This window comes from Variovorax sp. V93 (genome assembly GCF_041154485.1).
Classification (GTDB): domain Bacteria; phylum Pseudomonadota; class Gammaproteobacteria; order Burkholderiales; family Burkholderiaceae_C; genus Variovorax; species Variovorax beijingensis_A.
The window spans coordinates 2,083,180-2,107,359 of record NZ_AP028669.1 but is presented as its reverse complement, the minus strand read 5'-3'; the positions used below and the strand labels follow the sequence as shown (position 1 = coordinate 2,107,359).

Here is a 24,180-nt window from a genome sequence, read left to right as displayed (position 1 = left end):
TTGACTTTTTGAAACTAAAGTATCAATAATTCCATACTGAGAACTATTTTGTTACTTTGCCACGGCAGGTTCCGCGTTTCTCAACCCCCCTCTTCCAACATTTTTTTAACCAGTCGGCGTTCACCATGAAAAAACTCTCCCTCATCGTTGCAGCCACCCTTGCAGTCACCACCAGCGCTGTCCTGGCAGCCACGAGCCCGGCCACGGCCACGTTCCAGGTTCTGATCACTGTCGCCAAGGCCTGCTCGGTTGTGGCGGGCGCCGGCTCGAAGATCGACTTCGGTACGGTCGATTCCTCTGCCACCAACCTGAGCGGCAACAGCAACATCAGCGTGACCTGCTCCAAGACCACGCCTTACAACATCGGCCTGCTGCCTTCGAACAACAGCACCACCGGCGCCGGCGTGATGAGCCCCGCGACCGGTTCGGACACGGTGGCCTACCAGCTCCGCTCGGTGAGCGCCACCGGCGCCGTCTGGGGCAGCACGGCCACTTCCACGGCAGTGGGCAACGGCGTGGCCGGCACCGGCACCGGCGCGGCACAGACGATTCCCGTGTACGCCACGGTGGCCAGCGCCAACGTGACGCCTGGCGCCTACTCGGACACGGTGACGGTCCAGGTCAACTACTGATCGATTGATCGATCGATTGCCCATGCGCCGCCTGCTTCGCCATACCGCTGTTCTCGCGCTTGCCTTGGTGCAGGCGGTTGCATCGGCCAGCGGGCTGCAGGTGTCTCCGGTCACGCTGACGCTGCAGGCCACGCAAAACGCCGAAGGCCTTTGGCTCAGCAACACGGGCGATACGGTGGTGCACGCGCAGGTGCGCGTCTATCACTGGGCGCAGGAGAACGGCACCGAGAAGCTGACGCCCTCGCGCGAACTGCTGGTCAGTCCGCCGATGGTGCAGCTGGCCGCGTCGGACCGGCAGCTGATCCGCGTGATTCGCACGGGCGTTCCGGCCGGCACGGTCGAAGGTTCGTACCGGGTCGTGATCGACGAGCTGCCGGTGGAGATGAAGGAAAAGAAGGGCCTGCAGCTGGTGCTGCGCTATTCGGTGCCGATCTTCATTGCAGCGGCGGGCGCGCAGTCGTCCGAGCCGCAGCTTGCATGGTCGCTGCGCCGCGAAGAAGGCCAGGCCGTGCTCGAAGTGGCCAACACCGGCGGCGTGCATGCGCAGCTTGCCGATGTGGAATTTCTCGATACGGTGGGCCGCCGCACGCCGGTGCATGCCGGCCTGCTGGGCTATGTTTTGCCGGGTGCGCGCATGCGTTGGCCACTGAAGACTTCCGCGGAGGCTTTTGCCCTCGGCGGCATCCTGGAAACGAAGATCAATGGCAACGCGACGCAGGAAAAAATCCCGCCGCTCCCACGCGCCCGCTGAGCGCCTGCTGCCACTGCTGCTTCTTTCCGGCCTGATGTCTTTTGCCGCCCAGGCTGAGAATGCCGCAGCCGGCTCGAGCGCATCTTTGGTCGCGCCCGCGGAGGGCGAGCTGGCCGGCCCCACCGGCAGCGACCTTTATCTGGACCTGAGCCTCAACGGCAACCCGCAGGGGCTGGTGCACTTTGGCCTGCGCGGCCAGGAGCTGTGGGCCAGTGCCGCCACGCTGCGGCAGCTGGGCTTCGTGCTGCCGCCGGGCGTGTCGGATCCGGTACGGCTCAAGAGCCTTCCGGGCTTGCAGATCAAGTACGACGCCGCAACGCAGAGCGTTGAAATCAATGCCTCGGCCGAGGTGCTGCGCCTGCCCACCACGGTGGTCGACACGTCGGCGGTGATCGTGCCCAAGGCCAGTGCTTCGCCCGGCCTGCTGCTCAACTACGACCTGTATGGCACGCAGGGGCGCGGCAATACGTCGAGCCTGAACGCGCTGACCGAGCTGCGCGCGTTCACCGGAAGCACGGTGCTCAGCAACACGATGATGTCGCGCTCGGCCCGCCTTCCGGGCGAGGGCTGGACGCACGACTCGGTGCGGCTGGACACCACGCTGAGCACCTCGTTCCCCGAAGACATGCTGACGCTTCGCGTGGGCGACACCACCACGGCCTCGCTGCCGTGGTCGCGCTCCACGCGCATCGGCGGCATCCAGCTGTCGCGCAACTTTGCGCTGCAGCCCTATCGCACGACCACGCCGCTGCCGGCCTTCCTGGGAGCGGCCGCGCTGCCTTCGCAGGTGGAGCTGTACATCAACGGCTTGCGGCAGTACACGGGCCAGGTGCCGGCCGGGCCGTTCCAGCTGAAGACGGTGCCGAGCATCAACGGCGCAGGCAATGCGCAGGTGGTGTTGACCGATGCCTTCGGGCGCGCGACGACGCTCGATTTTTCTTTGTACGACACGCAGCGGCTGCTGGAGGCGGGCCTGTCGGACTGGTCGGTGGACCTGGGCATGGTGCGCAAGGACTACGGCCTGCGCTCGTTCCAATATGGCAGCGATCCGGCGGCCAGCGGCACCTGGCGCTATGGCGTGAACAACAGCTTCACGATGGAAGCGCATGGCGAAGCCACCAAGGGACTGGTCAAGGCCGGCGTGGGCGGTGCCTGGCTGCTCGGCCAGAGCGGCGTGCTGGCGGGCGCGGTGGCGCGCAGCAGCTACCGCTCGGAGCAAGGTTCGCTGGTCAACCTGGGCTACAGCTGGCGCGACAACCACTTCAACTTTGCGGTCGAGGGTACGCGCACTCATGGCGAGTACCGCGACGTGGCGTCGCTGTACGGCAGTGCGCCGCCGCGCGGATCGGGCCGCGCATCGATCGGCTACACCACGGGGAGCTTCGGCAGCTTTGGCCTCAGCTACCTGTATCTGCGCTATCCGGCGCAGCAGCCGACGCGTCTGGCCAGCGTCTACTGGTTCAGCGCGATTGGCCGCGGCGCCTCGGTGAACGTGAGCCTCAACCAGAACCTGGACAACCGGCGCGAACGCAGCCTGTACGTGGGCTTCACCTGGGCGCTGGACGGCAAGATCACGGCCAGCACCGGCGTGCAGCGCGACGGCGACCGCACCACTTTCTCGGCCGACGCGCAAAGCTCGATTCCGGGCGAAGGCGGCATCGGCTGGCGCGCGGGCCTGCGCCAGGGCGGCGGCCAGAACGGCGGCCAGGCCGAGATCGACTACCTGGGCCGCTACGGGCGCGCGATGGCGGGCATCAGCGTGCTGGGCGACAGCCGCTATGCCTACGCGGGCGCCACCGGCTCGATCGCTTTCATGGGCGGCCAGCCCTTTGCGGCGCGGCGCATCGATGATGCCTTTGCGGTGGTCTCCACCGACGGCATTGCCGGCGTGCCGGTGCGCCTGGAGAACCGCGACATCGGCACCACGGACGGCCACGGCATGCTGCTGGTGGCGCCGCTGCGCGCCTACCAGAACAACCAGCTGTCGATCGACCCGATGCAGCTGCCGGCCGACGTGCGGATCGAGCGCGTGAAGACGGTGGCCACGCCGAGCGACCGCGCCGGCACGCTGGTGCGCTTTGGCATCACGCCCGTGAATGCGGCGGCGCTGCTGCTGGCGGACGAGGCGGGCAAGCCGCTGCCGCTGGGCAGCCGGGTGCGCGTGAACGGCAGCACCGGCGAGCCGGCGCTGGTAGGCTTTGACGGCGCGGTGTACCTGGAGTCGCTGCAGCCGCGCAACACGCTCGAGGTGCAGACGCCGGGCGGTGGCCGCTGCCGCGCGAGCTTCGACTATCGCAAGGATGGCGCCGGGATTCCGCAGATCGGGCCGCTGCGCTGCATCAGGGAGGCCAAGACGCCATGAGCTTTTTGACTCGCACCTTGGGGGCGCTGCGCCTGCCGCTGTTCTGCATGTTGCTGTGGTGGCTGCCGGTGGGCAGCGCGCAGGCGCAAGTCAGCTGCACCGCGAGCATGTCGAACGTGGCCTTTGGCACGGTCGAGCTGGTCGACGGGAGCACGCCCCCATCCACCACCGCCACGCTGGACTACACCTGCACCAACAGCGGCAACAACACCGTGTTCGTCAGGGCCTGCTTCAACATTGGCGACGGCGACGAGGGCCTGACGAACTTCAATCCGCGCGTGATGAAGAGCGGCACAAACAGCTTGAAGTTCCAGCTCTACCAAGGGACCAGCAACACGATCTGGGGTTCGAACGGCAATGCGTTGGTGCCGAGTCCCTTTGTGGCGACGCTCACCATTGCCCGCCGGACGAGCGTGCCGGGAAGCGCCACCATGCGCGGCGAACTGCTTGCGCTCCAGGGCACGGTCCCTCCAGGCTCCTACCAGGACAGCTTTGGCGGGATCCACACCTCGATCACGCTCTCGTCGAGCGCGAACTCCATGCCGACGAACTGCAACACCGGGGCGTCGGACAACTTTCCCTTCGTGGTCAGCGCAACCATCCCCAAGAGCTGCCTGGTGACGGCCGACCCGCTGAACTTCGGCAGCATCGACGGCCTGCCGGGCGCGGCCAACGCCGACCAGACAAGCACGGTCAACGTCACCTGCACGACGGCGACCGCCTACAAGGTCGCGCTGTCGCCATCCAACGGATCGACGACGGGCGCCGGGGCGATGACGCCGACGGGGGGTGTGCCGGGCAACACGGACACGGTGCCCTACCGGCTCTACAGCAATGCGGCCCGCACGGCGCCATGGGGCAACGTGATAGACACCAACACCGTCGCGAGCACCGGCAACGGCTTGGCCCAGGCGCTGACCGTGTATGGCCGGGTCCTTGGCAGCAGCCTCAACGTGCGGCCGGACAGCTACCGGGACACCGTGACGGTCACCGTGACCTACTGAGCCTGCGGCGGGGGCCAGCGGGCATCGTCGATAAATTGCGCGACGGCTCTTAATTTTCCGGCTACTCTGCCGATAACCCAGGTTGGGGCATCGATGCGATGCCCTCCACCGAGGTTGCGACGAGAGGAGGTCCCATGTCCGGAAACATGTTGTCCCGTGCGGGTTCGGCCGGCCCGCCGCTTCCACCGCGCGCGGCCCGCGCGGCGGCCGCCGTCGGCATGATGCTGCTGTTGCCGCTGCGACTCGGCTCCGCGGAGCCGACGCACAGCCCACACGGCGCCACGGCGCGGTTCAACGTGACGATGATCGTCCTCCCGACCTTCAAGGTGCTCCAGGTCACGCCGGTCAATGGCGGCCACGAATACCGCGTCTGGACCAACATGAAGTCGGTGCTCATCAAGGGCCGCGAGTACCAGTTCGACAAGATCGGCGAGACCACCTTCACGGTCGCCGGCACCACCGCCGACGGCCTCGACAGCCTCGACCCCACCTGGCGCAGCGCCACCGGCGCCATGGCCGCCATCGCGGCCCGCGCCGCGCCGCGGACGGCTGCCGCTGCTGCTGCGGATGGCGACGGGAGCAATTCGACGAGGGTGACGGTGATTTACTGAGGTGCGGCGGATAACCCGAGCGGTCCTCCCGCCCAGGTCATCCTGCCTTGCCAGGCACAGGCGTGTTGAGCAGCTGCTGCTCCCAAAGGTAGGCGATGCCGCTGCCGCTGAAGTGCTGGATGAGAATCTCGGTCAGCTCCTCGACATGCTCGGTGCGCGCCCAATCGCGTTGCCATTCGCCAGCGAGCGCCATCACGGTCATCACGTTCGCGCCGGCCGCGATCATTCGCTGGATGGCAACTTCGTGGGACTCCTTCGAAATCCCGCCCGACGCGTCGGTGATCACGGTCACGTCCCAGCCTTCGCCGGCGGCCTGGATGACAGGCATGGCGACGCAGACCTCGGTCCACAGGCCGGCGATGATCAGCTGCTTGCGGCCGGTCGCCTTGACGACCTTCACCACATTCTCGTCCTGCCAGGTGTTCACCCAGGTGCGATCGATGACCTCCTGGTCCGGAAATACGTCGGTGATCTGTCTGAACAGAAGTCCACCACGCGCCGCGATCACGCTGGTGAGAATGGTCGGAACATTGAAGGCTTTTGCCAGCTTCGCCAGCGCGGTCGTGTTGTTGACCACGGCCTGCGGGTCGTGGCTGTTCAGATTGGCAAGCTGGTAGGGCTGGTGGTCGATAAGAACGAGTACCGAGTCTTCGGGACGAAGAAGCGAAGCAAGGCCGTTGCGAAAAGTCATTGATAAATCCTTTGTTGCTGTTGAGAGCGGGACGTTGTCCCGAAGCAGGATTCTGTTGTTCCGGCTTTTGATGCGGTAGTACCATTTCGCGGCGAGCTGTGTCGCGGAATGGGGAACACCAAGTTGGACATCGAAGAGCTGCAGACATTCGTGGAAGTTGCCGACGCCGGGGGGATTTCGTCGGCGGCGCTGCGGCTCGGCGTGTCCAAGTCGATCGTCAGCCGCCGTCTCTTCCGACTTGAGGCAGAACTCGGTGTCCAGCTGCTTGCGCGATCCACCCGCGGGGCTGCTCTCACTGAAGCCGGGGCCACGTTCCGGGACCATGCAGCCAGGGTCTGCGCCGAGATCGACGTGGCCAGGGAAGCGATCCTGCCCGCCGGCGACCTTCGCGGCCGCTTGCGCGTTGCTGCGCCGTTCTCCTTGGGCCCGACCCACTTCGCGCCCATGCTTGCGGAAATGGCGCGACGGCATCCTCGGCTTCACATCCAGACCTGCTACAGCGACCGCTTCGTCGATCTCATCGCGGAGGGTTATGACTGCGCGATACGGGTGGGCTATTTACAGGACTCCAACCTGATCGCAAGACGCATCGGCGCGGTCCACGGGAAGCTCGTCGCGAGTCCGGACTATGTCAAGGCGCATGGCTCGCCCGAGACACCGGAGGAGCTCCTTGCCCATCAGGCCCTCATGCAGGGAACCGAAGCCTGGCAGCTCACGGACGGCGACAAGATCATCACGGTTCGTCCGCAGGGGCGCTTCAAGGCCGACAACGGCACGGCCCTGGTCGCCGCCGCTGTCGCAGGACTCGGGATCGCCTACCTGCCCGATTGGCTCACCCATGAACACGTGGCCTCCGGGGCACTGGTGCCGGTCATGACACGCCATCCACCACCCCCGGCCGGGGCGTATGTCGTGCGGCCGCCGGGCCAGCATCCCGCACGGAAGATACGGGTCCTCACCGAACTCCTGATCGAGTATTGCGACCGGACTCCGCATCCTGCGGGGGCTGTCCCTGCCTGAGAGGTCGCCCCTCAATACCGTCGGGTGAGGAATTCGCGCACCCTGTCCGCCCGGTCGCCCACGACAGCGACCGCATTTCGCAGCTCCTGCTCGCTCACGCCGAGTGCGTGGGTCCAGTCTCTGATCTCGCAAACTTCATTGAGATTGATGCGATGGGCGTGCTGGACGCTCGGATGGGTCTTGTCGCCTGCCAAGTTGTCTTGTTCCTTGAGCCAATCTGCGGGATCGGGCTGCCAGCGCCGCTCGTCGGCGGACAGCTCCTGAATCAACTTCAACCGGGAAATTGGCCGCTCCATGCAGGCAATTGGCGCATGTTGCTGGCAGCCTCCTTGTAGGAAGGTGGGATGCTTGGTGACGACCGCGCACCTACAAAGACAAGCACGGGCCCCATGAAGTTTTCTCGACGTCACGGACCCAGGAGGCATATAGTGGCCTTCGAGCCTTCGAAGCACGAGTTGCTGGCGTGCCCCGCTGCTTCGTGCGCTGACCAAGGAGGTCTTCATGCACCGCTTCCTTTTCCACAATCGGGACGAACTGATTGCGAGGTGCAAGGCGAAAGTTGCACAACGCCCCCTTCGGGCGGCGACCGACAAGCAACTGGCCCATGGCGTGCCCATGTTCCTGGACCAGCTCACGAGAACGCTCGCCGCGGAAGACGACGACGAATTGGATTTGAGCATCGCCATCTCGGGCCCCTCGGGGGGCGATGCGCTCGCCCTGTCGGAAATCGGCGTGAGCGCCACCGCGCACGGCAAGGAACTGCTCAATCTCGGCTATACCGTGGATCAGGTCGTTCATGACTACGGCGATCTCTGCCAGGCGATCACGGACCTCGCCTTCGAGCGGGACGCGCCCTTTGCCGTGGTCGAGTTCCGCACGCTGAACCGCTGCCTGGACAACGCCATCGCGGACGCCGTCACCGAATTCAGCGCTCAACGCGACGCCCAGATATCGGTGCAGCAGCTCGCAGGCGAAAAGCAACGGCTGGGATTTTTGGTTCACGAACTGCGCAACTCGCTCGGAACGGCCACCCTTGCGGTGCGGGCGCTCGAACTGGGCAACATGGCCATCAGCGGCGCCACGGGCGCGGTCCTGAAGCGAAGCCTTTCCACGCTGGGACTGTTGATCAGCAGGGCTACGGCCGAAGTAAGGGGCGAAGGGGCAGATCAACGCCAGCTCTTCTCGGTGGCATCCTTCATTGCGGACGTCGACCTTGTCGCCCGGCTCGATGTGGCGCGCAAAGGCGCCGCTTTCGAGGTGCGAGCCGTCGACCCCTCGCTGGCAATCCTGGCGAATCGGGATCTGCTGCATGCGGCGCTGGCCAACCTGCTGCAGAACGCCTTCAAGTACACCCAGGAGAACTCCATGGTGACCCTGAGCGCTTACGCCTCGGGCGAACACGTCTTCATCGATGTCGAAGACCATTGCGGAGGCCTGCCGCCAGGCGGAGCCGCAAAGATGTTCATCCCTTTCAGGCCCAACAATGACATCAGGGCCGGTCTGGGGCTCGGGCTCTCGATCGCTCGCCAAAGCATTGAAGCGGACAACGGAACATTGACGGTCCGGGACGTTCCAGGCTCAGGCTGCGTCTTCACCATCAGCCTTCCGCTTCACTCTCTCGAGTAGATGCATCCGGTCCGGAGTCCGCTTCTCGCGCGCTCGCATGGCGGCCTCTTGATCGGTCAGTGCGAAACCACGGCAATGCCCCGGAACTGCCCCGCCTTGGCACTCTTTCCAGGCCGGGGATAACGCTGCGGCGAGAAGCGGTGCATCAGCTCCGCCTCGCGCTCGGCCGCAAGGGCCAGATTGGCCAGCTTCACATGGCCGAAGCCGCGGATCGTCAGCGGCAGCGCCGCAATCTGTGCGGCGAGCTGCTGGTTGCCGGATGAAAGGCCGGCCGCCAGTTCGCCGAGCCGCTGTTCGAACTGGCCAATCAGCGCGCGCTCCAGCCGGCGCTCCTGCGTGTAGCCGAACAGGTCGAAGGCCGTGCCGCGCAGCCGCTTGCCGTGTGCCAGCCACTTCATCGCCGGCAGCATCCACGCGCCGAGGCGGATCTTGGCGGGCGCCTGGCCATGCACGGGGCGCGAGAGCAGCGGCGGCGCCATGTGGAACTCGAGCTTCAGGTCGCCTTCGAACTGGTCCTTCAGTTTCTGCAGGAACGCGCCGTCGGTGTAGAGACGCGCGACCTCGTACTCGTCCTTGTAGCTCATGAGCTTGAGCAGGCTGCGCGCCGCGTTGCGCGTGAAGGGCAGGCTCGCGTCGCCACCCGGCAGCGCGGACTCGGCCGCCTGCAGTGCGCGGACACGCTTTTCGAAGCGCTGCGCCCATGCGGCGTTCTGGTAGCCGGTGAGATGGCGGCGCGCATCGGCGAGCAGCGCTTCCAGCGGACGCTCGTCGGCTGGCTGCATCTGCGCGTCCATCGGCGCGGCGCGCAGCTGGTCGAGCGCCGCGGCGTTTCCAGCGGCCAGCCGGCCCAGCGAGAACGCCGACTGGTTGGCCGCCACGGCCACGCCGTTGAGCTCGATCGCATGCATGAGCGCCTCGAGGCTCAGGGGCACCAGGCCGCGCTGCCACGCATAGCCGGTCGCAACGATGTTGGCGGCCAGCGTGTCGCCGAGAAACTCCTCGGCCAGGCTCTGCGCGTCGAAGATCTCGACCTGTTCGTCGCCCGCAACGAAGCGCATCTTCGCGAGCAGCAGGTCGACGTGCAGCTCGGCATCGGGGTTGCGCAGCGACTCGGCCACCGGAATCTCGTGGATGTTCGCGAGCACGCGCGTGCGCCCGTGCCGCACGGTCTGCAGCGCGTCGGCCGAGGCCCCCACCACCACATCGCATGCGAGGATGGCGTCGGCCTGCTGCGTGTCGATGCGCACCTGGTTCAGCCGCTCGGGCGTGTCGGCCAGCCGCACGAAGCTCAGCACCGCGCCGCCCTTCTGCGCGAAGCCCATGAAGTCGAGCACGCTGGCCGACTTGCCTTCGAGGTGCGCGGCCATCGCGATCACCGCGCCCACCGTCACCACGCCGGTGCCGCCCACGCCGGTCACCAGCAGGTCGTAGGGCCCGGTCCACGCATGCGGCGCAGGGTGCGGCAGCGCCGCCACGCGGTGCAGGAAGGCATCGCGCCCGGCCGCGAGCGCCCCGCTCTTGCGGCGCAGCTTGCCGCCGGTCACGCCCACGAAGCTGGGACAGAAGCCCTTGGCGCAGGAGTAGTCCTTGTTGCAGCTGGTCTGGTCGATCTTGCGCTTGCGGCCCATCGGCGTCTCGTGCGGCAGCACGGCCACGCAGTTGCTCTGCACGGTGCAGTCGCCGCAGCCTTCGCACACCGCTTCGTTGATGAAGAGGCGCCTGGGCGGATCGGCCAGCTCGCCCTTCTTGCGGCGGCGGCGCTTCTCGGCGGCGCAGGTCTGTTCGTAGATGAGCACGGTCACGCCGGGCATCTCGCGCAGGCGGCGTTGCACCTCGTCGAGCGCGGCGCGGTCGTGGAATTCGGTGCCGTGCGGAAAGCGATTCCTGATGGCGTCGTACTTGCCGATGGCATCGCTCACGACCACCACCTTGGCCACGCCTTCGGATTCGACCTGCCGCGCAATCGCATCCACGCTGATGACGCCGTCGACCGGCTGGCCGCCGGTCATCGCGACCGCGTCGTTGAACAGGATCTTGTAGGTGAGCGTGGCCTTGGCCGCGACGGCCTGGCGGATGGCGAGGTAGCCCGAGTGGTAGTAGGTGCCGTCGCCCAGGTTCTGGAACACGTGCGGCGTCTTCGTGAACATGGCGTGCGAGATCCAGTCGACGCCCTCACCGCCCATCTGGATGAGGCCCGCGGTGCTGCGGTCCATCCAGTTGGCCATGAAGTGGCAGCCGATGCCCGCGCGCGCCGTCGATCCCTCGGGCACCTTGGTGCTGGTGTTGTGCGGGCAGCCGGCACAGAAGTACGGCAGGCGCTTGACGGCGTCGCTTGCGTTGCCCAGCAGCTCGGGCGGCGTGAAGTCGCGCACGTGCTGCAGGTGGTCGCCCAGGTCGTGGTTGTCGGGAAAGTGCGCGGCCAGCCAGTGCGCGACCAGTTCGATGAGGCGCGAGGGGCGCAGCTCGCCAAGCGCGGACACCAGCGGCAGGCCATCGCGGCCGTGCTTGCCCACGAGCACCGGGCGCGCATCGGCCGGTGCGTTGTAGAAGATGTCGCGCAGCTGCGTCTCGACCACCGCCCCCTTCTCTTCCACCACGAGGATCTCGCCGAGCCCCTGCGCGAAAGCCTTCAGGCGCGTCTGCTCGAGCGGAAAGCTCAGCCCCACCTTGTACAGCCGCACACCGGCGCGCGCGAGCTGTTCGGGCGAAAGCTCGAGCCGGCGCAGCACTTCCATCAGGTCATGGTGCGCCTTGCCGCAGGTGACGATGCCGACCTTCGCATGCGGGCTGACGATGACGTGGCGGTCGATGCTGTTGCACCGCGCGAATGCGGCCACGGCGGCAAGCTTGTCTTCCAGCCGCGACTCGATGCGCAGCGACGGCAGGTCGGGCCAGCGGTAGTGCAGGCCGTCGGGCGGTGCGGCGTGGCCGGTGGCGGCACGCACGGCATCGGCGTCTGCCCAGGCCGCGACGCGCGCGTTGACGGCGTCGAGATCGACGGTGCCCGCGCTCTCGACGATTTCGGACAGCGCCGCCATGCCGACCCATGCGCCCGAATAGCGCGACAGCTCGTAGCCGTACAGCCCGAACTCCAGGTACTCGGCCACGCTGGCGGGCTGCATCACGGGCATGCGCCAGGCCATGAAGGCGTGGTCGCTCTGGTGCGGCATCGACGACGACACGCAGCCGTGGTCGTCGCCCGCCACCACCAGCACGCCGCCATGCGGCGACGAGCCGTACGCATTGCCGTGCTTGAGCGCGTCGCCCGCGCGGTCCACGCCCGGCCCCTTGCCGTACCACATGGCATACACGCCGTCGACGGTGCGCTCGGGGTCGGACTCCACGCGCTGCGTGCCCAGCACCTGCGTGGCCGCAAGCTCCTCGTTCACGGCGGGCACGAAGCGGATGCCGGTTTCCTTGAAGCGGTCGCCGGCCTTCCAGATGGCCTGGTCGACCATGCCCAGCGGCGAGCCGCGGTAGCCGCTGACGAAGCCCTGGGTGTGCAGGCCACGCGCCGCGTCGCGCCGCCGCTGCATCGCCAGGATGCGGATCAGCGCCTGCGTGCCGGTGATGAAGACGGCGCCGGCATCGGCCCAGAGGTTGTCGGAAAGCTGGTAGTCGGGCCGCTGCAGCGCGGTGGTCTTGTGGGGGACGTTCATGCCCGGAATTGTTCTGCCGCACCCCGAGTAAGTGTTTCTTCAATACACTGGCGCAGACCCTTGTTTGAAGAAGAATCCTCTCGGAAACCGCGATGAACGTTGATTCTGTTTCTCTTGACGAGCATTGCCTCAAGATCCTTTCTGCACTGCAGCACGACGGGCGGCAGACCGTGCAGCAGATTTCCGAGGCCGTCGGGCTCTCGCCCACACCGTGCTGGAAGCGCATCCGGGAGATGGAGGCCGCCGGCGTGATCCGCGGCTACACGGCCTTGATCGACCCCGAGCTGGTGGGACTGCATGTGTCGGCCGTGGCGGAAGTGAACCTCGATCGGCACAGCGAGGCGATGGTGCAGCGCTTCGAGGAAGTGGTGGCCGCGTGCCCGCAGATCATCCGCTGCGTGTCGGCCACCGGGCCGGCGGACTACATCCTCAACGTGACGGTGCCGGACATGAAGCACTACGAGCGCTTCCTGCACGAAGTGCTCTTCAGCCTGCCGGGCGTGACGCACGTGCGCTCGAGCATCGTGCTGCGCGAGATCAAGTCGGAAGCGGCGTTGCCCATCGGGCACTTGCTGCCGGCGAAGGCGGGCGCGCCCAGGGGGCCGCGCACGTAGGCGCTGCCAGGGGCCGAGGATCAGCCGCGCTCGCCGGTCATTGCTTTCGTCCCGTGGTCACCAGCAGCGTGTTCGGGCCGGACCAGCCCTCAGGGCCCTGGAACACCGCAAGCTGCTCGCGCATGTCCTGCCAGGCCGCCTCCTGCGCAGCCGGCGCAAGCCGCGACAGCATCGCCATCACGGGCGCGGCGGCAGCGCGCAGGAAGGCGATGTAGCCGTCGACCGACGGCAGGCGGAACGGCGCGTCGAGCCGAAGGGTCGAGACCTCGCCGAAGCCGGCGGCCAGGAAGAGATGGTCGAGGTGCGCCGGGCCTCCAAGGCTCAGAAGACCGCCGGGAGCGAACGGATCTCGCGGCCCGAGACCCGCATGGCGCAGTGCCGTCGCCATGAGAATGCGGATGCATGGATTCTCCTGCGGCCCCGCAAAGACCATGGCCGAGAAGCGGCCGCCGGGCTTGAGTGCCGAGCGGGTGGCGCTCAGGCACCGCGCCGGCTCCGGCATGAGCATGAGGCCGAGCCGGCAGATCGCGGCATCGAAGACGTTCACCTCTGGCAGAGGCATCTGCGCGTCGGCCACCCGTGCCTCGATGGCCGGGAAGCCGGCATGCAGGACGCCACGCCGCAGCCGCTCGACGAGCGCGGGTGAGAGATCGGTGGCGACGATCCGGCCTCGGGGTCCGAGCCGCGCCGCGAGCGCAAGGGTCTGCTCGCCGGCTCCGGCGGCCAGGTCGAGCACGCAATCTCCAGGCTCGATGCCGGCCATCTCGAGCATGGTTCGCGTCGGCCCGGACAGCCATGCATGCAGCGCCGGCGACTGCGCGTCCCACCCTTCGGCGGCAGCGTCCCACTGCGCGCGTGCGGCTTCGACCATTGGATTGGACAAGGTGTAGGTCATGGCTTGGGCCCTCGGAGATTGGTGCGGGCATGATGCGCCGCGGGCCGGGCCGGCGGTAGTCGGGAAGATTGCAGAAGGGGGCCGCGCAATTGCATACTGCAGCGCAGACCCACGGAGGTGCGCTGATGTTCGACTGGAACGACCTCAAATACCTCCTTGCGGTAGCCCACCAGGGGAGCACGCTGGCCGCGGCTCGCAAGCTCCAGGTCAACCAGTCCACCGTGCAGCGGCGCGTCGCCGAACTGGAGGCGCGCCTGAAGCTGCGCCTGGTCGAGCGCTTGCCGAACGGATACCGCCTGACGGCCGCGGGCGCGATGGTGCTTCCGGCCGCGGAGGCGGTTGCCGCGGCGGTCGAGGCGTTCGAACAAGGGGTCGCAGAGGCCGCGCATGCCGGCGTCCTGCGCCTGACCTGCCCCGAGCCGATCGCCATACGCCTGACGCGCGCCGGATTCGTCGACCGGTTCCACGCGCTGCATCCGGATATCCGGATCCAATTCGTCCTGGCCGATCGCTACATCGACCTGTCGAAGGGCGAAGCCGATGTGGCTCTTCGCTCCGGCGACACCGAGGGGCAGTTGGTCGGCCGCAAGATCGCGGATTCGATATGGGCGGTCTACGCCAGCCGCGCCTATGTGGAGCGCCACGGCGCGCCAGGGTCCGTCGAGGAGCTGAAGACCCGGCCGCTCATCGCGTTCGACGAGAGTCTTGCCCGCCATCGTCTGTCGCTCTGGCTTCGCGAGATCGCGCCCGATGCGCAGTATGCGGCCCGCAGCGACAGCGTGCTCGCGCTCGTGTCGGCCGCGAAGGCCGGCGTCGGCGTTGCCGCTCTGCCGATCGCACTCGGCGATGCCGAGCCCGATCTCGTCCGGGTTCTGGAACCCATCCCGGAACTCACCCGCGCCTGGCGGCTGCTGAGCCATCCCGATGCGCGGCACCTGCCCCGGGTCGAGGCGTTCTTCGACTTTGTCGCGCTGGAGGCCGACGCGCTGAAGCCCATACTGACCGGATAGATCCGCTGCGAGGGCGGTGACCTTGCGGGAAATCCGCGGCGCCGTGCCTCAGGCCGGCTTGCGAAGGAAGCCCTGCTGCGCACCGTTGCGATTGGGTGCGAAGCCATTGGCCGCGAGCGTCTCTTCGGCCGTCTCGTAGAAGACGCCGATCTTCATGATCTCTCGCGCCTGCTGCGCCGTTGCGATGGGGCGGCCGAACTCGGTCGAGATGCGCACCAGTTGCCTGATCTGCTCGACCGAACTCATCTTGCCGGTGCGGGTCTGGTTCCACAGCACGTCCTCGATGCCGCAGCGCACATGCAGGCCCAGGGCGATGCCGATCATGTTCACGGGCAGCACGTTGAGCACCGAGCTCTCGACCGTGACCACCGAACCGTCGGGCGCGGCGCGCAGGAAGTTGGCCAGGTTGTAGATGTTCGCCTGGTCCATGCCGCCGCTGATGGCCACCCAGTTCATCACCAGCGGCCCCTTGTAGACGCCGCGGCGGATCATCCGCTCGATGGTCTCGAAGCTGTTGATGTTGTAGCACTGGAACTCGCTCTGGATGCCCGCGGCCGTGAGGCGGCGGATGTGCTCCTCGACCCAGCTGGGGTTCGAGGGCACGATCATGTCCTTGTAGGTCGAATAGAGCCTGGGGTCGCCGCGCGACAGGCCCTTGAAGTCGTCCAGCCCGGCGTGCTCGGTCACGTTCATCTGCGTGGTGTTGACGGTCACGGTCACCTGGTCGGGCTTGGGCGTGAGCTCGGCCAGCATGTGACGCGTGTCGTCGCTGAGCCACTTGGCCGCCGCACCGTCGTCCTCGGGTGCGAAGCTGATGGAGCCGCCCACCTGGATGATCATCTCGGGCACGCGGGCGCGCACGCCGGCGATCAGCTCGTTGAACATCGACAGGCGCTTGCTGCCCTTGCCGTTGGCCTCGCGCACATGCAGGTGCAGCACGGTGGCGCCGGCTTCGTAGCAGTCGACCGCCTTCTGGATCTGCTCTTCCATCGTGACCGGAATGTCTTCCGGAAAGTCGGCAGGAATCCACCCCGGCGCATAGGGCGCGGCCGTGATGATCAAGGGTTGCTGGTTCTCGGGATAAAGGTGGCCGTCGAGGAAGTTCATGCTGCTTTGTCTCCGGTGGGAAGGGGTCTGTGACGCCGGAAGTGTCTGGCTCGCTCCCAAAAACTTCTTGCTTCCCTGGGGCGGTGCCTTGTCTTTGCGGGACGTTGGAGCGCCCTTCGCCGGCACGGGCCGCGCTGTCGCCATCGGATAAGTGACCGGCGCCTGGCGCCAAGTGTTCCGGTGGGCCGCGCCGCAGAATCCGCACGCTCCCGCCCCTTCCCTTCGACCCGAGGACGAACCATCATGTTTCTGCATCTGCTGCGGCTCCCCTGGATCTGCCTGGCCGCGCTGTACTGCGCCGTGGGCGCCGCGTCGGCCCAGCCCTGGCCCGAAAAGCCCATCCGGCTGATCGTTCCCGCGCCGCCCGGCGGCATCTCCGACGCGGCCGCGCGGCTGCTTGCGGAACAGCTGCGCCTCAACCTCGGCCAGACCGTGCTGGTGGACAACAAGCCGGGCGGCTCCGCCGTCATCGCCGAGCGCGCATTGATGGGCGCGCCGGCCGACGGGCACACGCTGATGGTGGGGCCGTCGAGCGTGCTGTCCGACATTCCGCTCGCGGTGAAGACGCCCTTCGACCCGCTGAAGACCTTCACCTACGTCGGCGAGGTAACGGGCATGTTCCATGTGCTGGTGGCCAATGCCGGCTTTGCGCCGAACACGGTCGAGGAACTGCTGGCGCACGCCAGGAAGAACCCGCGCTCGGTCAGCGTGGCCAACCTGAGCACGGGCACGCGCTCCAACCTGCTGGGCGAGATGCTGCGCGAGCGTAGCGGCAACGACATCCTCGTGGTGCCGTACAAGGGCTCGGCGCCGGCGCTGGTCGACCTGATGGGCAACCAGGTGCAGCTGACCTTCGAGGTGGTGAGCAACGTCGCGCCCCTGGTCCGCAGCGGCAAGCTCAAGGGCCTGGCCGTGGCATCGCCGAAGCGCTCGCGTTTCCTGCCCGACGTGCCCACCTTCGGCGAACTGGGACTGCCCGGCTTCATGATGCCCGACGCGAGCGTCGGCGTGTTCGTGCTGAGCAGCATGCCGCTGCCGCTGCAGGAGAAAATCCGCGCCGAGGTGGCCAGGGCCGTGCAGGCGCCGAAGTTCCGCGAGGCCCTGCTCGCGCAGAATTACGATCCGCCCCGCGACATGTCGCTGCAGCAGCTGCGGCAGACGCTGGACGCCACGGCCGCCCACAACCGGGCGATCATCGAGAAACTCCAGCTCAAGATCAGCCCCGAGTGAGCACGGGGCCCGGCAAGCCACCCATGAAACACCTCGGTCGACTGATGCGCAGCGCGAGCCTCAGCGGCTATGTGGAGCTGGTGCAGTCGCTCGGCCGGGACCCGCATGCCTTCATGCGCAGCGTGGGCCTGGAGGCCCGGCTGCTCGAGCATCCCGAGACGCTGATCCCCGGCGACGCCGTGCGCGAACTGCTCGAGATCACCGCGCGCGCCACGCGCACCGAGGATTTCGCGCTGCGGCTCGCGGCGCAGCGCAAGCTCTCCGCGCTGGGCCCGATCAGCGTCGTGCTGCGGGAGGAGCCCACGCCGCGCGACGCGCTCGACACGCTGGGCCGCTACCTGAAGCTGGTGAACGCCTCGCTGAGCTTCCACCTCGAGGACGCGGGCGACATGGTCATCCTCCGCGAGGACCTGTTGCCCAGCCCCGGACTGCCGATGCGCCAGTCGATGGAGCTGGCCGTCGGCATCATGTTCCGCATCCTCGGCGAGCTGATCGATCCGCAATGGCGGCCGCTGCAGGTCTGCTTCACGCACCGGCCGCCGGCGGACATGGCGGCGCACCGGGCCTTCTTCAGGCGCAGCGTCAAGTTCAACCAGGATTTCAACGGCCTCGTGTGCCTGGCGGCCGACCTGCGCAAGCCGCGCGAATCGGGCGACCAGGGGGCGGCGCGTTTTGCGCGGGAGTACCTGGAGGCGGCACTGAAGGACCGCGGCGAAAGCACGCGCGAAGCCTGCCGCGAACTGATCCTGGCGCTGCTGCCCGGCGGCGGCTGCACCGCGCAGGAAGTGGCGCGGCACCTGCGCGTGGACCGCCGCACGCTGCACCGCCGGCTCGAGGCCGAAGGATTCACCTTCAGCAGCCTGCTCGACCACGTGCGCTCCGAGCTCGTCAAGCGCCACCTGCGCGACAGCGACCTGCCGCTGAGCGAAGTGGCCGAACTGCTGGGCTTCTCGGGGCCGAGCAGCTTCAGCCACTGGTTCCGCCACCACTTCGGCTGCAGCGCCTCGCAGTGGAGCAAGCAGACGGCCGACGCGGTGGCTCAGGGGGCGGTCCGCGCGTTCTGAGCCGGGGCTTCGAAGCGCAGGGCATGCGCGAGGCCCTCCAGCAGGTGCCAGAAGGCGCGCATGAGACAACGCTTTGCCATCGCCGCGCGGCCTCTCAGGCCGCCTTGCGCAGGAAGCCCTGGTTGGCGCCGTTGCGGTTCGGCGCAAAGCCGTTGGCCGCCAGCGATTCTTCCGCCGTGTCGTAGAAGACGCCGATCTTGCAGATCTCGCGCGCCTGCTGCGCCGTGGCGATCGGGCGGCCGAACTGGCGCGAGATTTCCACCAACTGCTCGATCTGGGCCACCGTGCCGATCTTGGCCGTGCGCGTCTGGTTCCACAGCACGTCCTCGGTGCCGCAGCGCACGTGCAGGCCCATGGCGATGCCCATCATGTTCACGGGCAGCACGTTGCGCACCGAGCTTTCCACGGTGAGCACCGCGCCGTCGGGCACGGCGCGCACGAAGTTCGCGAGGTTGTAGATGTTCGGCGCGTCCATGCCGCCGCTGATCGCCACCCAGTTCATCACCAGCGGGCCCTTGTAGACGCCGCGCCGCATGAGCCGTTCGACCGACTCGAAGCTGTTGATGTTGTAGCACTGGAAGGCGCTCTGGATGCCGGCCTTGGTGAGGCGGCGGACGTGCTCCTCGACCCAGCCCGGCTGGGCGGGCACCGTCATCTCCCTGTAGGCCTCGAAGATGGCCGGGATCTCGCGCGAGGTGCCCTGGAAGTCCGCCAGCTCGGCGTGCTCCGTGACGTTCATCTGCGAGGTGTTGACGGTCACCGTCACCTGGTCCGGTTTCGGATCGAGTTCGGCCAGCATGTGGCGCGTGTCGTCCGACAGCCACTTGGCCGCGGCGCCCTCGCTCTCCGGCGCGAAGCTGATCGAGCCGCCCACCTGAATGATCATCTCGGGCACGCGGGCGCGCACGCCGGCGATCAGTTCGTTGAACTTCGACAGCCGCTTGCTGCCCTTGCCGTCGAGCTCGCGCACATGCAGGTGCAGCACCGCGGCGCCGGCGTTGTGGCAGTCGACCGCCTTCTGGATCTGATCCTCCATCGTGACCGGGATCTCTTCCGGGAAGTCCGAGGGAAGCCAGCCCGGCGCGTAGGGGGCGGCAGTGATGATCAAGGGTTGCTGGTTCTCGGGGAAGAGGTGGCCGTCGAGGAAGTTCATGGCGTGGCGTTTTCTGGTTGCAATGCGGATGTCGAAAGGAAGCGCATGGCTCAGTACGGCACGTCGCCCACGATACCGGCGCGTTCCATCTTGCGCGGCGCGGGCCAGTAGTCGTTCAGCGCGTAGTGCTGCGTGCTGCGGTTGTCCCAGACGACCACGTCGCCCGGCTGCCAGGACCAGCGCACCTGGTACTCGGGAATGGTGGCCCGGCTGAGCAGGTAGTTCAGCAGCAGCGCCGCGCCCGGCGTCTTGTCGACGCCGTGGCGCACGTTCTCGGGGGTGCTGTAGTTCACGAAGTGCGTGGTGAAGCTGCCCACGTAGAGCACCTTCTCGCCGGTCTCCGGATGCGTGCGCACCACCGGATGCTCCACGGGCGGATGGTCCTGGCCGAGCTTGAGGCGGGCTTCCATGGGCATGACGGCGCCGAACGAATGCTCGATGCTGGCCTTGGCGCGCAGGTTGCGCACCTTCTGCTTGATCTCTTCGGGCAGCTCGTCGTGCGCCTGGACCATGTTGACCCAGATGGTGTCGCCGCCGATCTCCGGGCACTCGATGCAGCGCAGCACCGCGCCCATCGCGGGGCTCTGGCGCCACAGGCCGTCGCAGTGGTAGGTGTTCTCGTAGCTGTGCTTGTTGTCGCTGCGGTAGATGCGCACGAGACCCGGGTGTTCGGGGTCGCTGCCGACGACGGGGTGGTCCTCGAGCGCGCCGAAGCAGCGCGCGAAGGCAACATGCTCGGCGCGCGTGATGTCCTGTCCGCGAAAGAAAAGCACCTTGTGCCTGAGCAGCGCGGCGCGGATCGGCGCAAAGCGCTCGGGGTCGCGCGAGGCCTCGCCGAGGTGGACGTCCGAGACTTCCGCGCCGAGGGAGGGCGTGATGGGCCTGATCTTCATGGTGGGTCTCCGGTGAATGGCGGTGCCGGTCAGTTCGCCTGGATGCGGTACTTCCTGACGATGGCGGCGTTGCGCTCGGACAGCGCCCTGGTCTCGGCGACGAGCGCGGGCGTGTCGGTGCTGAGTTCGGGCTCCAGGCCCACGTCGAGCAGCTTCTGCTGCACTGCGGGCGCCTTCGCGGCCTTGTCGATCATGGCGTGCAGCCTGGCGAGCACGTCGGCCGGCAGCCTGCTGGAGCCGATGAAGCCGACCCAGCCCCGGAACTCGAGGTCCGGGTAGCCGAGCTCGGTCGTGGTCGGCAGGTCGGGCAGGAAGCGCGACCGGGTCTTGCCGGTGAAGGCATAGGGGCGCAGCTTGCCGGCCTTGATGAGCGGCATCGAGGTGAGCATGCCGTCGAACATCAGGTCGACCTGGCCGCCCAGCAGGTCCTGCAGCGCGGGTGGCGAACCGGGGTAGCCGACATGCTGCAGGTCGAGCCCCGCGCGGTCGCTGAGGATCAGCCCGGCGTACTGCGACACGGTGCCGGGGCTGTAGCTGGCGAAGCTGGCCTTGCCCCGGCGCGCCTTCAGCTCCGCGACCAGGCCCTGGAAATCCTTGGCCGGGAAGCTCGCCGCCGTCACGAGCACCACGCCCGAGCGGGCCACCGAGGCGATGGGCACCACGTCCTTGAGCGGATCGAAGGGCATCTTCACGACCTGCGGCGTTTCGGCCAGCACGTTGCTGGCTGCCATCACGAGGGTGTTGCCATCGGCCGGCGCCTGCAGCATGGCCTGCAGGCCGATCGAGCCGCCGGCGCCGGGCCGGTTCTCGACAACCACGGGGCGGCCGATGTCCAGCGCCATCTGCTGGCCGACGACGCGGGCGACGATGTCCATCGTGCCGCCCGGCGGCGCGGGAACGATGAGCTTGACGGGCTTGTCGCCCAGCGCCCAGGCCCCGAGGGCCATCGAGCATCCGACCAGCGCCGCGGCGGCGCGCACGAGGTGCAGCAGTTTCATGGGTTGTCTCCGGTTCTTGTCACGCGGGCCTCGATGGGCCAACGCCGCCAGTATCTGGCGCACCCCGCCCTCGGTTCTTGCTTTATTGGGGCGTCCATTTGTCAATTTGGGACATCCCTTCGGCCGCGCTTCCCGGCGCCGCAGCACGCCGCAAGAATGCCTCTTCCCATGCATCCACGCACTCCAGGAGACGCACCATGAACCAGGCCATCCGCTTCCACGAGACCGGCAGCGCCGACGTGCTCAAGCTCGAACACGTCGAGGTCGGCGAGCCCGGCCCGGGCCAGGCGCGCGTGCGCCACAGCCTCATCGCCGTCAACTTCATCGACATCTACTTTCGCACCGGGCGCTATCCGCTGGACCTGCCCAATGGCCTGGGCTCCGACGCCGTGGGCGTGGTGGAGGCCGTGGGGCCGGGCGTGACCGATGTCCGCGTGGGCGACCGCGTGGGCTACCTCATCGGCCCGCAGGGTGCGTATTCGCAGGTGCGCGTGATGCCGGCCGACGTGCTCATTCCATTGCCCGAGGGCATCTCCGACCGCACCGCGGCCACGCTGATGATGAAGGGCATGACGGCGCAGTACCTGTTCCGCCAGGTCTATCCCTTGAAGGGTGGCGAGACCATCCTGTACCACGCAGCCGCCGGCGGCGTGGGCCTGATCGCCTGCCAGTGGGCGCGTGCGATGGGCGTGACGATGATCGGCACCGTCAGCACCGACGAGAAGGCGGCCATTGCCAGGGCCAACGGCTGCGCCCACACCATCGTGACCTCGCGCGAGAGCATCGCCGAGCGCGTGCGCGAGATCACCGAGGGCAAGGGCGTGCCGGTGGTGTACGACTCGGTGGGCAAGGACACGCTGGAAGCCTCGCTCGACTGCTTGCAGCCGCGCGGCACGCTGGTGAGCAACGGCACCTCGTCGGGGGCGGTGGTCCTCGACACCAAGCTGCTCGCGGCCAAGGGCTCGATCTGGCTCACGCGGCCGGCGATGGTGCACTACATCCATCCGCGTCCGCACATGCTGGCCATGGCCGAGGAGCTGTTCGGCCATGTGCTGGCCGGGCGCATCGTGAGCGAGCCGCAGCAGAGCTTCGCGCTGGCCGATGCCGCCGAGGCGCACCGCGCGCTCGAAGGCCGCAAGACCACCGGTACCACCGTGCTCGTGCCCTGAATGAAGAACAACGAACGAACGAAGAACCTCACCCCATGAACGGATTGATGATGGATCGGCCGCTGCTGATCTCCTCCCTGCTGACGCACGCGGAGACCCAGCACGGCGAACAGGAGATCGTCTCGCGCCGCGTCGAAGGCGACCTGCACCGCACCACCTACCGCGCGCTGGGCCGGCGCGCGCGCCAGCTCGCCAACGCGCTGGCCGCACTGGGCGTTGAACACGGCGACCGCGTCGCCACGCTGGCCTGGAACGGCTATCGCCACATGGAGCTGTACTACGCGGTCTCGGGCTCGGGCGCCGTGCTGCACACGCTGAACCCGCGCCTGCACCCGGACCAGGTGCGCTGGATCGTCGACCACGCCGAAGACCGCGTGCTGTGCTTCGACCTGAGCTTCCTGCCGCTGGTCGAGGCCATTGCCCCGCACGTGTCCACCGTCAAGGCCTTCGTCGCGATGACCGACCGGGCGCACATGCCGGCGTCTTCGACGATTCCCGGCCTGCTGTGCTACGAAGACCTGCTGGAGGCGCAATCGTCCCGCTTCGAGTGGCCTGACTTCGACGAGCGCACCGCCTCCTCGCTGTGCTACACCTCGGGCACCACCGGCAACCCCAAGGGCGTGCTGTACAGCCACCGCTCCACGGTGCTGCACAGCTATGCAGCGGCCCTGCCCGACGCGCTGAACTGTGCCAGCGCCGACACCATCCTGCCCGTGGTGCCGATGTTCCATGTGAACGCCTGGGGCCTGCCGTACATCGCCTGCATGGTGGGCGCCAAGCTGGTGTTCCCCGGCCCCCGGCTCGACGGCAAGTCGCTGCACGACCTGTTCGAGGCCGAGGGCGTGACCGTCTCCGCCGGCGTGCCCACCGTGTGGCAGGGCCTGCTGGCGCATGTGGAAAGCCACGGCCTGGCGTTCTCGACCATGCGCCGCACCATCATCGGCGGCTCGGCCTGCCCGCCCGCGATGATGCGCGCCTTCCAGGAGCGCCATGGCGTGCAGGTGCTGCATGCCTGGGGCATGACCGAGATGAGCCCGCTGGGCACGGCCGGCGCGCTCAAGCCCGCCCACCGGGCACTCGACGCCGAGCAGCGCCTGGCCATCCAGTCGAAGCAGGGCCGGGCCGTGTACGGCGTCGAGATGAAGATCGTCGACGCCGACGGCACCGCCCTGCCCCACGACGGACGCAGCGCGGGCGAGCTGATGGTGCGCGGCCCCTGGATCCTCTCGCGCTACTTCAAGGGCGAAGGCGACGGCCCGCTCGTGGACGGCTGGTTTCCCACGGGCGACGTGTCCACCATCGACGCCGACGGCTTCATGCAGATCACCGACCGCAGCAAGGACGTGATCAAGTCCGGCGGCGAGTGGATCGGCTCGATCGACCTGGAAAACATCGCGATGGCCCACCCCGCCGTCGCGATGGCGGCCTGCATCGCGGCGCGCCATCCGAAGTGGGACGAGCGCCCGCTGCTGGTGGTGGTGCGCAAGCCCGGGCAGGCGCTCGCGCGCGACGAGCTGCTGCGCTTCTACGACGGAAAGATCGCCAAGTGGTGGACGCCGGACGACGTGGTGTTCGTCGACAGCATTCCGCTGGGCGCGACCGGCAAGGTGCAGAAGAACCTGCTGCGCGACAGCTGGGGCGATCACCTGCTGGCCGCGGCCGGCGCATAGGCAGGCAAGAACCAAACAACA

General features: G+C 67.7%; 21 protein-coding genes. 13 read left to right on the top strand and 8 right to left on the bottom strand.

What is annotated here, in order from left to right; all coding sequences use genetic code 11:
* Nucleotides 1–125 precede the first annotated feature (125 nt).
* From ACAM54_RS10015 to ACAM54_RS09995, 5 genes are all read left to right on the top strand, one after another.
* Entirely contained in the window at nucleotides 126–632 is a 507-nt protein-coding gene (locus ACAM54_RS10015) for a spore coat U domain-containing protein (RefSeq protein ID WP_145743065.1), read from the top strand.
* Nucleotides 633–654: 22 nt separating this feature from the next.
* Nucleotides 655–1,383, top strand: a complete 729-nt coding sequence (locus tag ACAM54_RS10010; protein WP_209535128.1) for a molecular chaperone — start codon at nucleotides 655–657, stop codon at nucleotides 1,381–1,383.
* A gap of 34 nt (nucleotides 1,384–1,417) precedes the next feature.
* Nucleotides 1,418–3,745 (top strand): fimbria/pilus outer membrane usher protein, encoded by a 2,328-nt coding sequence (locus tag ACAM54_RS10005; protein WP_369650578.1) that lies wholly within the window; start codon nucleotides 1,418–1,420, stop codon nucleotides 3,743–3,745.
* Nucleotides 3,742–4,749, top strand: coding sequence for a spore coat protein U domain-containing protein (locus ACAM54_RS10000; protein WP_369650577.1), 1,008 nt, complete (start codon nucleotides 3,742–3,744; stop codon nucleotides 4,747–4,749). The genes ACAM54_RS10005 and ACAM54_RS10000 overlap by 4 nt, the downstream gene beginning before the upstream one ends.
* Before the next feature lie 134 nt (nucleotides 4,750–4,883).
* A complete protein-coding gene (locus ACAM54_RS09995) occupies nucleotides 4,884–5,360 on the top strand; it encodes a hypothetical protein (protein WP_145743058.1) in 477 nt (158 codons plus the stop codon).
* 37 nt (nucleotides 5,361–5,397) lie between these two features.
* Here ACAM54_RS09995 and ACAM54_RS09990 read toward each other — a convergent pair whose 3' ends face one another.
* Nucleotides 5,398–6,051, bottom strand: a complete 654-nt coding sequence (locus ACAM54_RS09990) for a hydrolase (protein ID WP_145743054.1) — start codon at nucleotides 6,049–6,051, stop codon at nucleotides 5,398–5,400.
* A 123-nt stretch (nucleotides 6,052–6,174) separates the two neighbouring features.
* Between ACAM54_RS09990 and ACAM54_RS09985 the strand changes: the two genes are divergently transcribed.
* Complete coding sequence (locus ACAM54_RS09985; protein ID WP_369650576.1) at nucleotides 6,175–7,071, top strand: LysR family transcriptional regulator; 897 nt, start codon at nucleotides 6,175–6,177, stop codon at nucleotides 7,069–7,071.
* 11 nt (nucleotides 7,072–7,082) lie between these two features.
* Here the strand turns inward: ACAM54_RS09985 and ACAM54_RS09980 are convergent, their stop codons facing one another.
* Nucleotides 7,083–7,574 carry a DUF3606 domain-containing protein gene (locus tag ACAM54_RS09980; protein ID WP_369650575.1) on the bottom strand — a complete coding sequence of 164 codons (492 nt, stop codon included), beginning with the start codon at nucleotides 7,572–7,574 and terminating at the stop codon, nucleotides 7,083–7,085.
* Here ACAM54_RS09980 and ACAM54_RS09975 point away from each other — a divergent pair.
* Nucleotides 7,573–8,697: a sensor histidine kinase gene (locus tag ACAM54_RS09975; protein WP_369650574.1), complete on the top strand. Its 1,125-nt coding sequence runs from the start codon at nucleotides 7,573–7,575 to the stop codon at nucleotides 8,695–8,697. The genes ACAM54_RS09980 and ACAM54_RS09975 overlap by 2 nt on opposite strands.
* A gap of 56 nt (nucleotides 8,698–8,753) precedes the next feature.
* Here ACAM54_RS09975 and ACAM54_RS09970 read toward each other — a convergent pair whose 3' ends face one another.
* Entirely contained in the window at nucleotides 8,754–12,356 is a 3,603-nt protein-coding gene (locus ACAM54_RS09970; protein WP_369650573.1) for an indolepyruvate ferredoxin oxidoreductase family protein, read from the bottom strand.
* Between the two features lie 92 nt (nucleotides 12,357–12,448).
* Here ACAM54_RS09970 and ACAM54_RS09965 point away from each other — a divergent pair, with 92 nt between their 5' ends.
* A complete protein-coding gene (locus ACAM54_RS09965) occupies nucleotides 12,449–12,970 on the top strand; it encodes an Lrp/AsnC family transcriptional regulator (RefSeq protein WP_369650572.1) in 522 nt (173 codons plus the stop codon).
* Nucleotides 12,971–13,007: 37 nt separating this feature from the next.
* Here the strand turns inward: ACAM54_RS09965 and ACAM54_RS09960 are convergent, their stop codons facing one another.
* Nucleotides 13,008–13,865: a class I SAM-dependent methyltransferase gene (locus ACAM54_RS09960; protein WP_369650571.1), complete on the bottom strand. Its 858-nt coding sequence runs from the start codon at nucleotides 13,863–13,865 to the stop codon at nucleotides 13,008–13,010.
* A 125-nt stretch (nucleotides 13,866–13,990) separates the two neighbouring features.
* Here ACAM54_RS09960 and ACAM54_RS09955 point away from each other — a divergent pair, with 125 nt between their 5' ends.
* The gene (locus ACAM54_RS09955) at nucleotides 13,991–14,875 is read left to right on the top strand and encodes a LysR family transcriptional regulator (protein ID WP_369650570.1); all 885 of its coding nucleotides are present in this window, start codon (nucleotides 13,991–13,993) and stop codon (nucleotides 14,873–14,875) included.
* A gap of 48 nt (nucleotides 14,876–14,923) precedes the next feature.
* Here ACAM54_RS09955 and ACAM54_RS09950 read toward each other — a convergent pair whose 3' ends face one another.
* The gene (locus ACAM54_RS09950) at nucleotides 14,924–15,982 is read right to left on the bottom strand and encodes a 3-keto-5-aminohexanoate cleavage protein (RefSeq protein WP_369650569.1); all 1,059 of its coding nucleotides are present in this window, start codon (nucleotides 15,980–15,982) and stop codon (nucleotides 14,924–14,926) included.
* A 243-nt stretch (nucleotides 15,983–16,225) separates the two neighbouring features.
* On the opposite strand from ACAM54_RS09950, the gene ACAM54_RS09945 reads away from it, so the two are divergent.
* Both ACAM54_RS09945 and ACAM54_RS09940 read left to right on the top strand, forming a co-directional pair.
* Nucleotides 16,226–17,212, top strand: a complete 987-nt coding sequence (locus ACAM54_RS09945) for a Bug family tripartite tricarboxylate transporter substrate binding protein (RefSeq protein WP_369650568.1) — start codon at nucleotides 16,226–16,228, stop codon at nucleotides 17,210–17,212.
* Between the two features lie 23 nt (nucleotides 17,213–17,235).
* Nucleotides 17,236–18,276, top strand: a complete 1,041-nt coding sequence (locus ACAM54_RS09940) for an AraC family transcriptional regulator (protein WP_369650567.1) — start codon at nucleotides 17,236–17,238, stop codon at nucleotides 18,274–18,276.
* 94 nt (nucleotides 18,277–18,370) lie between these two features.
* Here the strand turns inward: ACAM54_RS09940 and ACAM54_RS09935 are convergent, their stop codons facing one another.
* Genes ACAM54_RS09935 through ACAM54_RS09925 form a run of 3 tightly spaced genes read right to left on the bottom strand, consistent with a single transcriptional unit; the run spans nucleotide 18,371 to nucleotide 21,320 of the window.
* Nucleotides 18,371–19,429, bottom strand: a complete 1,059-nt coding sequence (locus tag ACAM54_RS09935; RefSeq protein ID WP_369650566.1) for a 3-keto-5-aminohexanoate cleavage protein — start codon at nucleotides 19,427–19,429, stop codon at nucleotides 18,371–18,373.
* A 50-nt stretch (nucleotides 19,430–19,479) separates the two neighbouring features.
* Complete coding sequence (locus ACAM54_RS09930; RefSeq protein ID WP_369650565.1) at nucleotides 19,480–20,322, bottom strand: TauD/TfdA dioxygenase family protein; 843 nt, start codon at nucleotides 20,320–20,322, stop codon at nucleotides 19,480–19,482.
* Nucleotides 20,323–20,351: 29 nt separating this feature from the next.
* Complete coding sequence (locus ACAM54_RS09925) at nucleotides 20,352–21,320, bottom strand: Bug family tripartite tricarboxylate transporter substrate binding protein (RefSeq protein ID WP_369650564.1); 969 nt, start codon at nucleotides 21,318–21,320, stop codon at nucleotides 20,352–20,354.
* A gap of 197 nt (nucleotides 21,321–21,517) precedes the next feature.
* Between ACAM54_RS09925 and ACAM54_RS09920 the strand changes: the two genes are divergently transcribed.
* Together ACAM54_RS09920 and ACAM54_RS09915 are read left to right on the top strand one after the other, a co-directional pair.
* A complete protein-coding gene (locus ACAM54_RS09920; protein WP_369650563.1) occupies nucleotides 21,518–22,489 on the top strand; it encodes a quinone oxidoreductase in 972 nt (323 codons plus the stop codon).
* Nucleotides 22,490–22,524: 35 nt separating this feature from the next.
* Nucleotides 22,525–24,159: a 3-(methylthio)propionyl-CoA ligase gene (locus tag ACAM54_RS09915; protein ID WP_369650562.1), complete on the top strand. Its 1,635-nt coding sequence runs from the start codon at nucleotides 22,525–22,527 to the stop codon at nucleotides 24,157–24,159.
* Nucleotides 24,160–24,180: the final 21 nt, after the last annotated feature.

What these genes read in the sequence shown, in the direction of transcription:
- ACAM54_RS09930 (WP_369650565.1), bottom strand. Translation starts at nt 20,322, where the DNA reads ATGAAGATCAGGCCCATCACGCCCTCCCTCGGCGCGGAAGTCTCGGAC.
- ACAM54_RS09975 (WP_369650574.1), top strand. Translation starts at nt 7,573, where the DNA reads ATGCACCGCTTCCTTTTCCACAATCGGGACGAACTGATTGCGAGGTGC.
- ACAM54_RS09920 (WP_369650563.1), top strand. Translation starts at nt 21,518, where the DNA reads ATGAACCAGGCCATCCGCTTCCACGAGACCGGCAGCGCCGACGTGCTC.
- ACAM54_RS10005 (WP_369650578.1), top strand. Translation starts at nt 1,418, where the DNA reads ATGTCTTTTGCCGCCCAGGCTGAGAATGCCGCAGCCGGCTCGAGCGCA.
- ACAM54_RS09945 (WP_369650568.1), top strand. Translation starts at nt 16,226, where the DNA reads ATGTTTCTGCATCTGCTGCGGCTCCCCTGGATCTGCCTGGCCGCGCTG.
- ACAM54_RS09965 (WP_369650572.1), top strand. Translation starts at nt 12,449, where the DNA reads ATGAACGTTGATTCTGTTTCTCTTGACGAGCATTGCCTCAAGATCCTT.
- ACAM54_RS09990 (WP_145743054.1), bottom strand. Translation starts at nt 6,051, where the DNA reads ATGACTTTTCGCAACGGCCTTGCTTCGCTTCTTCGTCCCGAAGACTCG.
- ACAM54_RS09925 (WP_369650564.1), bottom strand. Translation starts at nt 21,320, where the DNA reads ATGAAACTGCTGCACCTCGTGCGCGCCGCCGCGGCGCTGGTCGGATGC.
- ACAM54_RS10000 (WP_369650577.1), top strand. Translation starts at nt 3,742, where the DNA reads ATGAGCTTTTTGACTCGCACCTTGGGGGCGCTGCGCCTGCCGCTGTTC.
- ACAM54_RS09970 (WP_369650573.1), bottom strand. Translation starts at nt 12,356, where the DNA reads ATGAACGTCCCCCACAAGACCACCGCGCTGCAGCGGCCCGACTACCAG.
- ACAM54_RS09950 (WP_369650569.1), bottom strand. Translation starts at nt 15,982, where the DNA reads ATGAACTTCCTCGACGGCCACCTTTATCCCGAGAACCAGCAACCCTTG.
- ACAM54_RS09980 (WP_369650575.1), bottom strand. Translation starts at nt 7,574, where the DNA reads ATGAAGACCTCCTTGGTCAGCGCACGAAGCAGCGGGGCACGCCAGCAA.
- ACAM54_RS09955 (WP_369650570.1), top strand. Translation starts at nt 13,991, where the DNA reads ATGTTCGACTGGAACGACCTCAAATACCTCCTTGCGGTAGCCCACCAG.
- ACAM54_RS09940 (WP_369650567.1), top strand. Translation starts at nt 17,236, where the DNA reads ATGAAACACCTCGGTCGACTGATGCGCAGCGCGAGCCTCAGCGGCTAT.
- ACAM54_RS10015 (WP_145743065.1), top strand. Translation starts at nt 126, where the DNA reads ATGAAAAAACTCTCCCTCATCGTTGCAGCCACCCTTGCAGTCACCACC.
- ACAM54_RS10010 (WP_209535128.1), top strand. Translation starts at nt 655, where the DNA reads ATGCGCCGCCTGCTTCGCCATACCGCTGTTCTCGCGCTTGCCTTGGTG.
- ACAM54_RS09935 (WP_369650566.1), bottom strand. Translation starts at nt 19,429, where the DNA reads ATGAACTTCCTCGACGGCCACCTCTTCCCCGAGAACCAGCAACCCTTG.
- ACAM54_RS09915 (WP_369650562.1), top strand. Translation starts at nt 22,525, where the DNA reads ATGAACGGATTGATGATGGATCGGCCGCTGCTGATCTCCTCCCTGCTG.
- ACAM54_RS09960 (WP_369650571.1), bottom strand. Translation starts at nt 13,865, where the DNA reads ATGACCTACACCTTGTCCAATCCAATGGTCGAAGCCGCACGCGCGCAG.
- ACAM54_RS09995 (WP_145743058.1), top strand. Translation starts at nt 4,884, where the DNA reads ATGTCCGGAAACATGTTGTCCCGTGCGGGTTCGGCCGGCCCGCCGCTT.